Origin of the sequence: Paraburkholderia sp. EB58, from assembly GCF_050436665.1 — a bacterium.
Lineage (GTDB): Bacteria > Pseudomonadota > Gammaproteobacteria > Burkholderiales > Burkholderiaceae > Paraburkholderia.
In genome coordinates this window covers 163675-176788 of record NZ_JBNDMQ010000011.1, presented here as the reverse complement: position 1 = coordinate 176788, position 13114 = coordinate 163675, and the positions used below count along the sequence as shown (strand labels likewise).

Genomic DNA, 13114 nt, shown 5'->3' with positions numbered 1-13114 from the left:
GTTCGATGCCGATATGTAACAGGCTGGTCCATTTCTTGCCCGCAGGAGCCGTTCATGCAACGTTCAATTGCTACCGTTTCGATTAGTGGAACACTGGTAGAAAAGCTGACCGCGATTCAGGCGGCAGGCTTCGACGGTGTCGAGATCTTCGAGAACGATCTGTTGTATTTCGACGGCTCGCCGGCCGACGTGCGCCGCATCGCGGCCGACCTCGGCCTGAAGATCATGCTGTTCCAGCCGTTTCGCGACTTCGAGGGCGTCAGCGCCGAGCGGCTCGCACGCAATCTCGACCGCGTGAAGCGCAAGTTCGATCTGATGCATGAATTGGGCACCGACCGCATCCTGGTCTGCAGCAATGTGTCGCCGGATACGCTGCCCGACGACGCGTTGATCGTCGATCAGCTGGGTGCGCTGGCGCAGGCCGCGGAGCAGGCGGGTGTGAGCGCAGGTTACGAGGCGCTCGCGTGGGGGCGCCATGTGAATTCGTACCGGCATGCGTGGCGGCTGGTGAATGCCGTCAACCATCCGAACCTCGGCATCGTGCTCGATAGCTTCCATACGCTGTCGATCAACGATCCGGTGGATGAAATCGCGACGATCCCCGGCGAGCGGATTGCCTTTGTACAGATTGCCGATGCGCCGAAGCTGGCCATGGACGTGCTCGAATGGAGCCGCCACTACCGTTGCTTTCCGGGCCAGGGCGACTTCGATCTCGCCGGTTTTACCGCCCGCGTTGTGGAAAGTGGCTATCAGGGCCCGCTCTCGCTCGAGATTTTCAACGACGGCTTTCGCGCCGCGCCGACCGCGGCGACGGCGGCAGACGGGCATCGCTCGTTGCTGTTTCTCGAAGAGCTGACCCGTACCAAACTGATCGAGCAAGGCCAGCCGGCACGGCAGCTTTATCAGCCGTCGCCCGCCCCTGCTCACATCGGTTTTCAATTCCTCGAATTTGCCGTCGACGACGCGGCGCGCGTCCAGCTTGCCGACTGGCTCGGCAAGCTGGGATTCCGGCGCGCCGGGCGGCATCGTTCGAAAGACGTGACGCTGTACCAGCACGGCGGCGCCTCGCTCGTGCTGAACGCCGAGGCCGATTCGTTCGCCAGTGCGTTCTTCCAGCAGCACGGGTTGTCGTTGTGCGCGTCGGCGCTGCGTGTCGACGACGCCAAGCTGGCCTTCGAGCGGGCTGCGGGCTTTGGTTATGCGCCGTTCTCAGGCCAGGTGGGACCGAACGAACGCGTGTTGCCGGCCGTGCGTGCGCCGGACGGCAGCCTCAACTATTTCGTCGATGAAACGCCCGACGAGCCGACGCTGTTCGAAGCCGATTTCCTGCTGGACAAGAGCGACGCGCCAGTTGAACCGGCGCTGCTGACGGACATCGACCACGTCGTCCTGTCCTTGCCTGCCGACTCGCTCGACACGTGGGTGCTGTTTTTCCGCACGGCCTTTGGGTTCGACGCGGAGCCGAGCTTTCTGGTGCCGGACCCGTACGGGCTGGTGCGCAGCCGGGCGCTGCGCAGCCGCGACGGCTCGGTGCGCATTGCGCTGAACGCGTCGGTCGACCGGCACACGGCCGTGGCAGAGGCGCTGCATGCCTACCGAGGCTCAGGACTGAACCACGTGGCGTTCCGCAGTGGCGACATTTTCGCGGCGATTCCGCAATTCGTCGCCGCCGGCCTGCCGATCCTGCGGATTCCGCGCAATTACTACGAGGATCTCGCAGCCCGCTACGCGTTGCCGGGCGAGACGATCGAAGCGCTGCGGGCCCGCAACATCCTGTACGACCGCGACGAAAAGGGCGGCGAGTTCTTCCACGCCTACACAGAACAACTGGATCAGCGCTTTTTCCTCGAAATCGTGGAACGGCGCGGCGGCTATGACGGTTACGGCGCTGGGAACGCCGCAGTCCGGCTCGCTGCCCAGGCGCAGCAGCGCAAGCAGGACCACTAACCAATGACATTGGTTTGACAGATTTGGCGAAGCACTGCTTCAACGTTTGAAAAACGACGAGCCGCAGGAAAGGCTCGCATAAAAACTCAATGATTTACCCGGCGATCTTATCGAAAACGAAGGAGACTGTAGATGAAGCACACAGGCGGCAAACTTGGAAAACTCGCATTCACGGCCAGCGCGACTTTGCTGGCCACTCCCGCCTTTGCGCAAAGCAGCGTGACGCTGTACGGCGCGGTAGATGACGCGATCGTCTACGCCAACAACCAGAAAGGTGCGTCGAACGTCTATCTGCGCCAGGGCAATCTGTATGCGTCGAAATGGGGTCTGCGCGGCCTCGAGGACATTGGCGGCGGCACCACCGTGGTCTTCGACTTGCAGAACGGTTTCGATCCGAATACCGGCGCGCTGTCGTCGTCTACCCAGATTTTCAACCGCCAGGCGTATATCGGGATGCAAAACCCGGTCTACGGCACGTTCACGGTGGGTCGCCAATACACGACTTACTATCAATTTGTCGGGCCGCTTGCTTCGAGCAACTGGCTGACCGGCGCGACGGGCGCACATCCGGGCGATATTGATGGGCTCGACACCACGATCCGAATCAACAATTCGCTGATCTACACCACGCCAAGCTGGAACGGCCTGCAGGCAAGCGGCATGTATGCGCTGGGCGGCATTGCCGGCAGCACCGGCAAAGGCGAGACCATCAGCGCGGGTGTGCGCTACGCAACCGGCCCGGTCAACCTCGCGGCGGGTTACCTGCGCATGGACAACGCGCAGCAGACCACCGGCTTCGATCCCGCTTCCACGGGCAGTTTTGGCACGTCGTCGCTCAACACGGGTTACGTGTCGGCGAAAGCAGTTCAGCATATCGCCGCAGCCGCCGACTATACGATCGGCGGCCTGATGATGGGTCTCACGTACACCAACGTCCAGTACGTGGCGGGCGGCCGTTCCATCTTCCACGACACCGCGATTTTCAACACCTACGCAGCGCTCGCTACTTACCGCTTCACGCCGTCCTTCGATATCGGAGGCGGGTTCGCGTACACGATGGCGTCGCAAGCCAATGGCATCACTAGCGCGGCGCACTACCAGCAGTACTCGATGAAGCAGGCCTATCACCTCTCCAAGCGCACCACGCTGTATGCGGTGGAGGCCTACCAGCGGGCTAGCGGCCAGACGCTCGGCTCGAAGGGCGCGGGAAACATCGTCGAGGCCACGCCGGCGGTCGGCGACTCGCAGAATTCGACGCCGTCATCGACGAATGCGCAGTTCGTCGGCATGTTCGGTATTGCCCTTCTGTTCTAGGCGGTTGAAGTTGTTTCCTCCTTCGTCTGCCCGTGCCGGCGTCACATCTGTGCGCACCGGCAGCGGCACCGTCGCGTTTTTCCCCCGCTGTCTTCTTCTGCTCTTATAGGGCAGCGTCCTGGCCTTTGGCCGAGGCACGTGTTTTGCGTCGATATAATGAAGCCTGACCTGCCGTCCCCGCGGGCCGTTCCACGCGGGTCGTTCCATACAGCGCGCTTTCAACGCCAAGGCCCGTCTGGCCCCGGACCCGCGGGCCGCGAGGACCGAAAACATTGGAGAGATATGAAGAAGTTCGTGGTAGTCCTGTCCGTTCCCCTCTTTCTCAGCGCATGCGCGTATTTCCAGAACCCGGATTCGGGCGAGCCCGTAGTCGACGGCAACACGCAGCGCCCCGTCAACGATGTGGTGGCCTGCATGACGCAGGAAGCCGCCAAACATAACGCCACGTTCAAGACCACGCCGCTGCCGGAAGGGCAAATGCTCGATTTCGGCGACTCGAACGTCGTCAAGATCCGCGCCGACAATGGCGCCACCACCTACCGTTTCTATGCCGGCAAGCGCCACGTGGACAACCTGTGGATTGAGGGCGCGAGCAAAATTTGCGCGCCGTAACGTCAAATACGGTAACTATTGCCCGGTAGAAACATCGCGAACCTGCCGATTCGGACCCGAGTCTTAATAATGGTTTAAGACTTGGGCCCCATCATCCACGGACAATGAAAAAGCCGGAGGTTCGCACCATGACCAAAACAACCCGCGATGCAAACGAAGCAACGGCGCCGGCCAAAAAGCCGACTATGCTGCGCCGGCTTTTGAGCCATCACGAACTCGCCACGCTGCTGCTGTTGCTGCACGCGCCGATCGATGCGTTCGCCAAACCCGAGATTCCGATGCTGCACGAGGCTGGCCTCGTCGAAACGGTGGCCACCGAAGCAGGTGCGCCGAGCATCCGTCTAACGCCGGAAGGCAATGCCGTTTTGCGCGGCCTGGGCATCCGGTAAGAGCTAGCTTCTGTTTCACCGCTTCTGTTTCACCGCTTCTGTTTCATCGCATCTGTTTCACCGCCTCGACGTCTCTAGGCCTGCCATACGGCGTAACCCGCCTCGCGCAGTCCAATTGCCAGTTCGACTTCCATGTCGCGCGCGCCGTCGTAGGGCATTGGATTGAACACCTCATACAGTTCCGGCATGAGGCGCAGGCCGTAATCGCGCACGAAACGATTCGCCTGAATATCCGCCTTGTGGCGGTCAAAGCGCAGATCCGGATCCAACCCCGTCATACCGACATACACGCATGGCCGCTCGAACCGGTAGTCCGGGTTCGAACGGCGAAACCGCGCCTCGTTCCAGACCGTGTCCGACAAGGCGACGACATAGACGTAATAGTGGTGACTCGGTCGACGGCGGGGCATGCGATGCGGGCGGCAAATCAACGTTGAACCGGCTATATATCAGCTTTCCCCACGCCGTGGAGCAGTTACGCATTGCTTCATGCGTCAGCTATGCGCGGTCCCGTGCAACAGCATGCGGTATTCGGTGGGCGTGATGCCGACGGTCGCCTTGAACTGCCGCGTGAAAGCACTGTGATCGGTATAGCCGCACAAAGCGGCGACATCCGTGACCTTGTCGTGCGACACCAGCAGCGCGGTCGCCGCATCCAGCCGCGTTTTCAGCAGCACCTGACGCGGCGTGAGATGAAACACCTTGTGGAAATAGCGCTCGAGCTGCGCCACCGACATGTCCGCCATCGCCGCCAGCTGCTTCAGGTTGAGCGGCTGCACGTAATTGTCCTGAATGTACTGCACGACCGCAGCGAGCCGGCTGTACGCGGGATGGCTGCCCTCGTCCGCTTTCAGATCGCGCGAAATGCCCGCCAGCCCCACCACCCGCCCTGCCGGATCGCGCAGCGGCTGCTTGCACGTGAGACACCAGCCCGGTTGCCGCCCGGGGTACAGATGCAGCTCCAGTTGATCGACCATCTGGTTGCCGACATTGATGATCGCAATGTCCTGCGCCGTGTAGATGCGCCCGAAGCGGCGCGGGAATACATCCTCGGCGGTCTTGCCGAGCAGCGCCGTCTTGTCCTTGTAGCCGCAGCGCGAGGCCAACGTGCGGTTGACCAGCGCGTAGCGCGCCTCGGCGTCCTTGACGAAAAACACGACGTCAGGCATCGCGTCGAAGACCGGCTCCAGCAGCGTGAAATGCGAGAGCATGCCACTGAGGGTGGCGTCGGCTGCGTCGAGCGGGTGAGCCAGCGTGTTCATCTTGCGTGTCCCGTGCATCCGGTGCGGTAGTCTTGTGCGCTCGATTATAGGGCTGCGGCGTGCGGGGAAAAAATCCGGGGTTTGTGACGGGACCGGAAGCGCAGGCATGCAACTCAAGCCACAGCGGTCCGCGTTACGTCCTTCAACGCCTGGCTGGCAAGCCAACGCTGCCTCACTCCGTCGATGCCGGTTCGTGCTCACACGCAGCCATCAGCGTGCCGATCTGCGCCGGATGAAACGGCGGACGCGGCTGCGCGGTCTGCCAGCCGAAATACGTGCTGGCCGCCGTGCCGCAGATGCGTCCCTGGCACACGCCCATCCCACAGCGGGTGTGCAGCTTGGCGTCGCGCCATTCACGATAAACACGCACCTCGCCGATCGTCACGTCTTCGCAGCGGCATAGCAAGGCGTCGTCAGGCGGGAGCGCGCGGGCCGCGTCGCCTGGCGCGAACGTATCCTCCAGGCGCTGTGCGAAACGTTGCCAGCGCGAGCGTTGCGCGCGCAGTGCGCCCAGATCTGGCGTGGCGTCGCTCGCTACGTAACCCGCAATCTCGCCTTCGACGCGCGCCAGCTCCATCCCGCCGATGCCCGTGCACTCGCCCGCGGCAAGCACGCTCTTCACGGAGGTGCGCTGCATGTCGTCGACGCGCACCGCGCCGCGCTCATCGAGCGCACAGCCCAGCGCCTGCGCGAGCGTGACATTGGGCACGAGACCGTAGCCACACGCAATGCGATCGCAGGCGAGCGTGATCTCGCGCTTGCCGCGCAGGATCGTCACCTGTTCCACCCGACCCGCGCCACGCGCCTCGCGCACTACACTGCCAGTCAGGTAGCGCAGCCCTGCGAACCCGCGCGTCAACTGCGCGGCCTGCAGCAACTTCGAAGGCGTCGCCACCAGCGAAGCGGCGAATCTCGCCACCGCGGACGCCGAGGCTTGCTCGACCACCGCCACCACCTGGGCACCTGCGGCGCGAGCGGTCGCGAGCGAAGCAAGCAGCAACGGGCCGCTGCCCGCGATTACGACGCGCTCGCCGCGCACTGGCGTACCGCCTTTGATCAACGCCTGCAGCCCGCCGGCGCCGGTCACGCCGGGCAGCGTCCAGCCGGCGAACGGCAGCAAACGCTCGCGGGCGCCATTAGCCAGGATCAGTCGGCTATAGCTGATACACATGCCGCCCTGCTCAGCCGTTTCCAGCAACAACGCGCGTGGCGCCAAGGGCGCAACCACTCGCACCGAGGAGAAGACCGTCACATTCGGATGCCCCTCCAAGGCCGCCTGAACCTCACGCAGCGGCGCTTGTGGCGCGTGCCTGGGACCCTGCCGCCACACCTGTCCGCCGACCCGCGGGTTGTCGTCGAACACGGCAACCCGCGCGCCCGCCTGCGCCGCTGCGCGCGCCGCGTTCAACCCGGCTGGACCCGCGCCTACCACCACGACTTCATAGTGCTGATTCACGCTGGCCCCGTCGTCTGGATGATCTGGCCATCGCGACAGACCGTCTGACATGCGAGCGCATGCGGCCGGCCGTCTATGGTGACGCGGCATTCCTGGCAGATGCCCATCCCGCACAAGGCCGACCGCGGTTGACCGCCCACCGAGGTACGCGTGCCGCGCAGGCCCGCTATCGCGAGTGCAGCCACGACCAGCGTGCCGGCCTCGACCTCCACCGTGCGTGCGTCGATCGTCACGCGAACCCGCTCGCTGGTGTGACTAGGCATGACAGACTCCCTGCGCGAAACGTTGCGGCAAATATGGCTCCGCGGGAATCGCCGACGCATCTCCGGTGATCTGTGAAGCGAGCAGTTTCGCCGTCGCCAGAGAAGTGGTGACGCCGAGCCCTTCGTGACCCACTGCGAGCCACACGCCTGGCGTGGCCTCGCCCATGCGGCCGATCAACGGCAAGCCATCCGGCGTTGCCGCCCGAAAGCCGGTCCATGCGCGAATGCCGTTGAGCGTCGGCAAGGCCGGCAGATAGCGCGCAGCACGCTGCAGCATCTGCGCGAGCACGGGCATCTCGACGGCGGGATCGGTGGTATCGAACTGGCGCGATGAGCCGATCAGCAACTGACCAGTCGGCCTCGGCTGCGCATTAAAAGCCACAGAGGTACCCACCGCGTGATGGGCGCTTTTGATGTATCCGAGTTCGAGCAGTTGATGCTGAATCAGGCCCGGATAGCGGTCCGTGATCAGCAGATGACCCTTCTTCGGCTGGAGCGGCAGCGAAGGCACCAGCTTCTGCGCGCCGATCCCGTTCGCCACGATCACACGGGCGGCATGCCTGCGCTCGCCATTGGCGAGCGTCACGTAGTGGGCGGCGATGGCGGCGACTTCCGTTTCGAGCCGCAGATGGATATTCGCGGCGCCGGACGATTGCGTGAGCAACCATTCGGCGGCCGTCGGCGCGTACACGATGTTGTCGTGTTCGATCTGCAGACCGCCCGCCATGTCAGGTGCAAGCGCCGGTTCGCAGGCGCGCAACGCGGCGCTATCGAGCAACTGCGCGGCAATGCCTCGCGCCGCAAACGTATCGTGCATCGCGCGCGCGGCTTGCCACTCCTCGTCGTCGGCGGCCACCCATAGCGTGCCGCAGCGCGAGAACGCGTCGCGCTTGCGCAATTGCGGTGCAAGTTCGAGCCACAAATCGCGCGAATAAGCGCTCAGCGCAAACTCCGCGGGCGAGTCGTTCATCACGACGATGTGCCCCATGCCCGCGGCCGTCGCGCCACCGCCGATACCGTGGCTATCGAGCACCTCGACCTGCATGCCGCGCGCGGCCAGTTCCGCCGCGCAGGCCGCGCCGACAATCCCCGCGCCGACGATCACTGCATCTGCCGTCATGCCGCGCGCATTCCCCATGCAAACGGATCGCGCTCGTCGAAACACAGACGCCCTTCCGCCATGATGTGCGCGTGGCCGGTGATAGTCGGCACCACCGACATGCCATCGCCGCTCTTCTGGTAGGTCGCCTGGAACACGCTGCCGATAATGCTTTCCTGCCGCCACACCGCCCCTTCAGCGAGCTTGCCGTCGGCGGCGAGACACGCCACCTTCGCGCTGGTACCGGTGCCGCACGGCGAGCGGTCGTAGGCGTTGCCTGGACACAGCACGAAGCTGCGGCTGTCGATCCCTTCGCGCGAGCCGGGTGCAAAGAGTTCGATATGGTCGATCAGCGCGCCGTCCGCGCCAGTGATGTGCTGTGCGATCAGCGCATCGCGAATCGCCGAACTGAAGGTGGTCAACTCAGGAATATGACGCGCTTCGAGCGCGCGGCCATGCTCGGCAACGAGGAAAAACCAGTTACCGCCCCACGCGATATCGCCGGTCAACATGCCATAACCGGGCACCTCGACGCTCACGGCCTCGCGGTAACGGTAGGCCGGCACATTGCGCACGGCGACGCTACCGTCCGGATTGAGCGTGGCCTCGACGATGCCAACCGGCGTTTCGATCCGGTGCTGACCGGGCCCGATGCGCCCCATATGCGCCAGCGACACCACGAGTCCGATTGTGCCGTGTCCGCACATGCCGAGGTAGCCGACGTTGTTGAAGAAGATCACGCCGGCTGCACAATCGGCGGCGTCCGGCTCGCACAGCAGCGCGCCCACCACGACGTCCGAGCCGCGCGGCTCCGTGACGATGCCGGCGCGCCAGTCGTCAAAGCGGCTGCGAAATACGTCGAGCCGTTCGGCCAGCGTCCCGCTGCCGAGATCAGGGCCACCGGACACAACCAGGCGGGTCGGTTCACCGCCGGTGTGCGAATCAATCACGTTCAAGGTTTTCATGCCGCCATGTTAGAAACGGGCGCGCATCCCGTCTTGGCGTCATTATGCGTGGATTATGACGATTTCAGCATAGTCTCGGATGCCGCGAGCAAGGTGTCCATGGCGACCACGCCAGACTGCTGCGCGGCATGCGGCAAATCGCGTCCGCGCCTGTGTCCATATGCTGGGAAGCCGCTTCCTCCACGCTGCACTGCCACATGCGTCAGTGCATCCAAGGCAGCGTATTCCCTTGGCATTCGCGAACTCTGCAGCGCGATTCGCGCACACCGTCTATGCTGAAATCGTCATCCGACACGCGCGAATCACGCAAGACGGAAGCTTTTTCCCTGCTTACACTGCGGTCAACTCATCACACTCAGGAGAGAAGCCGTGGCACATATCTGGGAAGGCGTATTGCCCGCAGTCACCACCAAGTTCAACGCGGATTTCAGCATAGACCGTGCGTGGACGAAGAAGAACATCGAAGCGCAGATCGAGGCCGGTGTAGATGGAATTATCGTGTGCGGCTCGCTCGGCGAAGCCTCGACGCTTTCGCTCGACGAAAAGCTCGAGGTGCTCGATATCGCGGTGGACGCCGCGAGCGGCCGGGTGCCGGTGCTCCTGACGATCGCGGAAAACAGCACGCTCGATGGATGCCGCCAGGCCGAAGCGGGCGCGAAGCGCGGCGCGGCAGGCTATATGGTGTTGCCGGGGCTGCGCTATCTGTCGGACCGGCGCGAGACGCTGCATCATTTCCGTAGCGTCGCGAACGCCAGCGCGTTGCCGCTGATGGTCTACAACAACCCGCTCGCGTATGGCGTCGACATGACGCCGGAGATGTTTGCTGAGATTGCCGACGAGAAAAAGATTGTCGCGATCAAGGAGTCGTGTGGCGATGTGCGCCGGGTCACGGATCTGATCAACGCGGTGGGCGACCGCTACGCCATCCTGTGCGGCGTGGACAACCTCGCGATGGAAGCAATCCTGATGGGCGCACACGGCTGGGTGGCCGGTCTCGTATGCGCGTTTCCGCGTGAGACGGTGGCGATCTACAAGCTGATCAAGGCCGGACGCGTAGAAGAAGCGCGGGCGATTTACCGCTGGTTTGCGCCGCTGCTTGCGCTCGACGTGTCGCCGAAGCTGGTGCAGAACATCAAGCTCGCAGAAGCGATGGTCGGACTCGGCACGGAGCCGGTGCGGCCGCCGCGTCTGCCGCTGGTTGGCGACGAACGCAAGGCGGTGGAAGCCTTGATTCGTCACTCGCTCGAAACACGACCCGCTTTGCCGACGCTCTGAGCCACACCGGCTGCGCCGACTGCACCAACAGCACCGCCGAATCAGGCCGCCGCTTTCTCGATCTCCGCGTCGGCCTGGTGCAGACTCAGCAACCGGTAGCCACTCTTGTAGACCGGTTGCAGACGAAAGCCGTTTTCCTGATCGATTTCGAGCAGGAGACGCAGACGCGACACGTGGCTGTCGATGGTACGGGTGAACTCGCGGAATTCGCGCCCCCAGACCATCGCGAAGATGTGATCGCGCGACATCACGCGGCCAATGTTGGCAAAGAACAGCGACGCCAGACGATATTGCGTGCCCGACAACTGCACCGGCTCGCCACGCAACGTGACGAGCTGGCGATGCGCGTCGAAGTGATACGGCCCGGCGTCGAAGCTCGCCACACTGTGGCGGTCCGGGTAAGCACGCCGCAGCAGTGCGGCGACGCGCTCGCGGAACTCGGCCGGCCGTACCGGCAACGACACATAGTCGTCCGCACCGGCGGCGAAAGCGCGCACCGCGGCCTCCTCCGAGTTGTCGGTTGACGCGAATACGACCGGCATCCGGTCGCCGCCGACGGCCCGCACGGATTTCAGCACGTCGACGCCGGACAGGCGCACGCCGTGCCAGTCCAGCACAAGCATATCGACGGTGGAACGGGCGAGGGCCTTCGACATGGACAGGCCGTCGTCAAAAGTCACGCAGGTGTGGCTCGCCTGCACCAGAATCTTTTCGATGGTCTGGCGCTGCAAAGGGTCGCGCTGGAGGATGGCAATACGCATGGGGTGACTCTCAACTGATAGATCGGACGCGATTCTGTGAGTCGCAATGCCACCCGCCCATAGGAGCAGTCCTAATTTAGCCGCCGATCGGCGACGTCCGACAGACCAGTCTCGAGTTCCGACGTATGTGTTCTGCATTACGCGCGAGCGTCAGGCTGAGGGCTCTCACGAGGACGCCAGACGTCCCCCAGAACCGCTCCGCGCAAACCAACTTGTTCAATCTAATTAAGCACTTCCAGCGGCTTATGCCTTTCATCCTGTAAAATCGCCGGCTGGCCAAAGTTGTCATCGCGCCTGTCGTATCCCGGCAGGCGCGCGCGTGTCCCGTGCTCTACCCAGCGCCCCCACACTTCTCGCCCGACGAACGCCGCATTCCACGCACCCCGCGTGGCTTTCCATTAAAGAAACGACCGAGCAATGCAAGCAACAAATCTGGGTGGAGCACAACAGGCTGTCACCCCACGCACCCTTGGCCCGAGCGACTACAAAACGCTGGGCCTCGCCGCTCTAGGCGGCGCGCTGGAGTTCTACGACTTCATCATCTTCGTGTTCTTCGCCCCGGCGATCGGACAACTGTTCTTCCCCCACGCCATCCCTGACTGGCTGCGCCAGTTGCAGACCTTCGGCATCTTCGCCGCAGGCTACCTGGCCCGTCCGCTCGGCGGCATCATCATGGCGCACTTCGGCGACCTGCTCGGCCGCAAGCGCATGTTCACGCTGAGCGTGCTGCTGATGTCGGTGCCGACGCTGCTGATGGGTCTTTTGCCCACCTACGCCAGCATCGGCCTGCTAGCGCCTGTGCTGCTGCTGGTGCTGCGCGTGCTGCAAGGCGCCGCGGTGGGCGGCGAAGTGCCGGGTGCATGGGTGTTCGTGTCGGAACACGTGCCGCAGCAGCATGTGGGCTATGCCTGTGGCACGCTGACTGCAGGTTTGACAGCAGGCATTCTGCTCGGCTCGCTGGTCGCCTCAGGCGTGAACCGGCACTTTGCAGCAGCGGAGATCGCGGACTACGCATGGCGTATCCCGTTCCTGCTGGGCGGCGTGTTCGGCCTGTTCTCGGTGTACCTGCGCCGCTGGCTGCATGAGACGCCGGTGTTCGCCGAACTGAAGCAGCGCAAGTCGCTTGCCGCGGAAATCCCGCTGAAGGCGGTGCTGCGCGACCATGGTCGCGCGGTGATCGTGTCGATGCTGCTGACGTGGATGCTGTCGGCCGCGATCGTCGTCGTGATCCTGATGACGCCCACGCTGCTGCAAAAGCAGTTTCACATCGCGCCGGCCACCGCCCTGCTGGCCAACGGCGTGGCAACGCTGTCCCTGACGCTCGGCTGCGTGGTGGCGGGGTCGATTGCCGGGCGAATCGGCGCGGGACGCACGCTGTTTATCGGCGGCCTCGCGCTGGCGGCGTCGTACTACGTGATGTTCGCGCAGCTCGCTGTCGATCCGTCCAAACTGCTGCCGCTCTACGCTCTGACGGGGTTCCTCGTCGGCACGATTGGCGCCGTGCCGTTCGTGATGGTCAAGGCGTTTCCGGCCGCCGTGCGTTTCTCGGGCATCTCGTTCTCGTATAACGTCGCGTATGCGGTGTTCGGCGGCCTCACGCCGATCGTTGTCTCGCTGATGATGAAATCGAATCCGATGGCGCCGGCGCTTTATGTGGCTGCCGTGTGCATGCTCGGTGCGGTGACCACGTTCTTCATCAAGGATGCGCCTCAGGCCGCATCGTCGAGCCGCTAAGCCAGGCTCAGCGCGGCGCACTTCCCGGTGCGCCGTG

General features: G+C 63.8%; 13 protein-coding genes. 6 read left to right on the top strand and 7 right to left on the bottom strand.

Features of this window, described 5'->3' with window-relative positions; all coding sequences use genetic code 11:
- The first annotated feature begins 54 nt into the window (after window positions 1-54).
- The 4 genes from P3T40_RS18485 to P3T40_RS18470 all read left to right on the top strand — a co-directional run bounded on the left by P3T40_RS18485 (window position 55) and on the right by P3T40_RS18470 (window position 4262).
- Window positions 55-1947: a bifunctional sugar phosphate isomerase/epimerase/4-hydroxyphenylpyruvate dioxygenase family protein gene (locus P3T40_RS18485; RefSeq protein WP_429269173.1), complete on the top strand. Its 1893-nt coding sequence runs from the start codon at window positions 55-57 to the stop codon at window positions 1945-1947.
- Window positions 1948-2079: 132 nt separating this feature from the next.
- On the top strand, window positions 2080-3261 hold the full coding sequence (locus tag P3T40_RS18480; RefSeq protein ID WP_429269172.1) for a porin: 1182 nt from the start codon (window positions 2080-2082) through the stop codon (window positions 3259-3261).
- Between the two features lie 282 nt (window positions 3262-3543).
- Window positions 3544-3873: a hypothetical protein gene (locus P3T40_RS18475; RefSeq protein ID WP_429269171.1), complete on the top strand. Its 330-nt coding sequence runs from the start codon at window positions 3544-3546 to the stop codon at window positions 3871-3873.
- Window positions 3874-4001: 128 nt separating this feature from the next.
- Window positions 4002-4262 (top strand): hypothetical protein, encoded by a 261-nt coding sequence (locus tag P3T40_RS18470; protein ID WP_429269170.1) that lies wholly within the window; start codon window positions 4002-4004, stop codon window positions 4260-4262.
- A 74-nt stretch (window positions 4263-4336) separates the two neighbouring features.
- Here P3T40_RS18470 and P3T40_RS18465 read toward each other — a convergent pair whose 3' ends face one another.
- The 6 genes from P3T40_RS18465 to P3T40_RS18440 form a co-directional block, all read right to left on the bottom strand.
- Window positions 4337-4672, bottom strand: coding sequence for a hypothetical protein (locus P3T40_RS18465; protein WP_429269169.1), 336 nt, complete (start codon window positions 4670-4672; stop codon window positions 4337-4339).
- An 84-nt stretch (window positions 4673-4756) separates the two neighbouring features.
- A complete protein-coding gene (locus P3T40_RS18460) occupies window positions 4757-5524 on the bottom strand; it encodes a helix-turn-helix domain-containing protein (protein WP_429269168.1) in 768 nt (255 codons plus the stop codon).
- A gap of 172 nt (window positions 5525-5696) precedes the next feature.
- Window positions 5697-6980: an FAD-dependent oxidoreductase gene (locus P3T40_RS18455; RefSeq protein ID WP_429269167.1), complete on the bottom strand. Its 1284-nt coding sequence runs from the start codon at window positions 6978-6980 to the stop codon at window positions 5697-5699.
- Window positions 6977-7243, bottom strand: coding sequence for a (2Fe-2S)-binding protein (locus P3T40_RS18450; protein WP_429269166.1), 267 nt, complete (start codon window positions 7241-7243; stop codon window positions 6977-6979). Before P3T40_RS18450 ends, P3T40_RS18455 begins: the two co-directional genes overlap by 4 nt.
- Window positions 7236-8363 carry an NAD(P)/FAD-dependent oxidoreductase gene (locus P3T40_RS18445; RefSeq protein WP_429269165.1) on the bottom strand — a complete coding sequence of 376 codons (1128 nt, stop codon included), beginning with the start codon at window positions 8361-8363 and terminating at the stop codon, window positions 7236-7238. The genes P3T40_RS18450 and P3T40_RS18445 overlap by 8 nt, the downstream gene beginning before the upstream one ends.
- Window positions 8360-9307, bottom strand: coding sequence for a 4-hydroxyproline epimerase (locus P3T40_RS18440; RefSeq protein ID WP_429269164.1), 948 nt, complete (start codon window positions 9305-9307; stop codon window positions 8360-8362). The genes P3T40_RS18445 and P3T40_RS18440 overlap by 4 nt, the downstream gene beginning before the upstream one ends.
- Before the next feature lie 369 nt (window positions 9308-9676).
- Here P3T40_RS18440 and P3T40_RS18435 point away from each other — a divergent pair, with 369 nt between their 5' ends.
- Window positions 9677-10582: a dihydrodipicolinate synthase family protein gene (locus tag P3T40_RS18435; RefSeq protein ID WP_429269163.1), complete on the top strand. Its 906-nt coding sequence runs from the start codon at window positions 9677-9679 to the stop codon at window positions 10580-10582.
- Between the two features lie 41 nt (window positions 10583-10623).
- Here P3T40_RS18435 and P3T40_RS18430 read toward each other — a convergent pair whose 3' ends face one another.
- Window positions 10624-11343, bottom strand: a complete 720-nt coding sequence (locus P3T40_RS18430) for a response regulator transcription factor (protein ID WP_429269162.1) — start codon at window positions 11341-11343, stop codon at window positions 10624-10626.
- Window positions 11344-11760: 417 nt separating this feature from the next.
- On the opposite strand from P3T40_RS18430, the gene P3T40_RS18425 reads away from it, so the two are divergent.
- Complete coding sequence (locus tag P3T40_RS18425; protein WP_429269161.1) at window positions 11761-13077, top strand: MFS transporter; 1317 nt, start codon at window positions 11761-11763, stop codon at window positions 13075-13077.
- Window positions 13078-13114 lie beyond the last annotated feature (37 nt).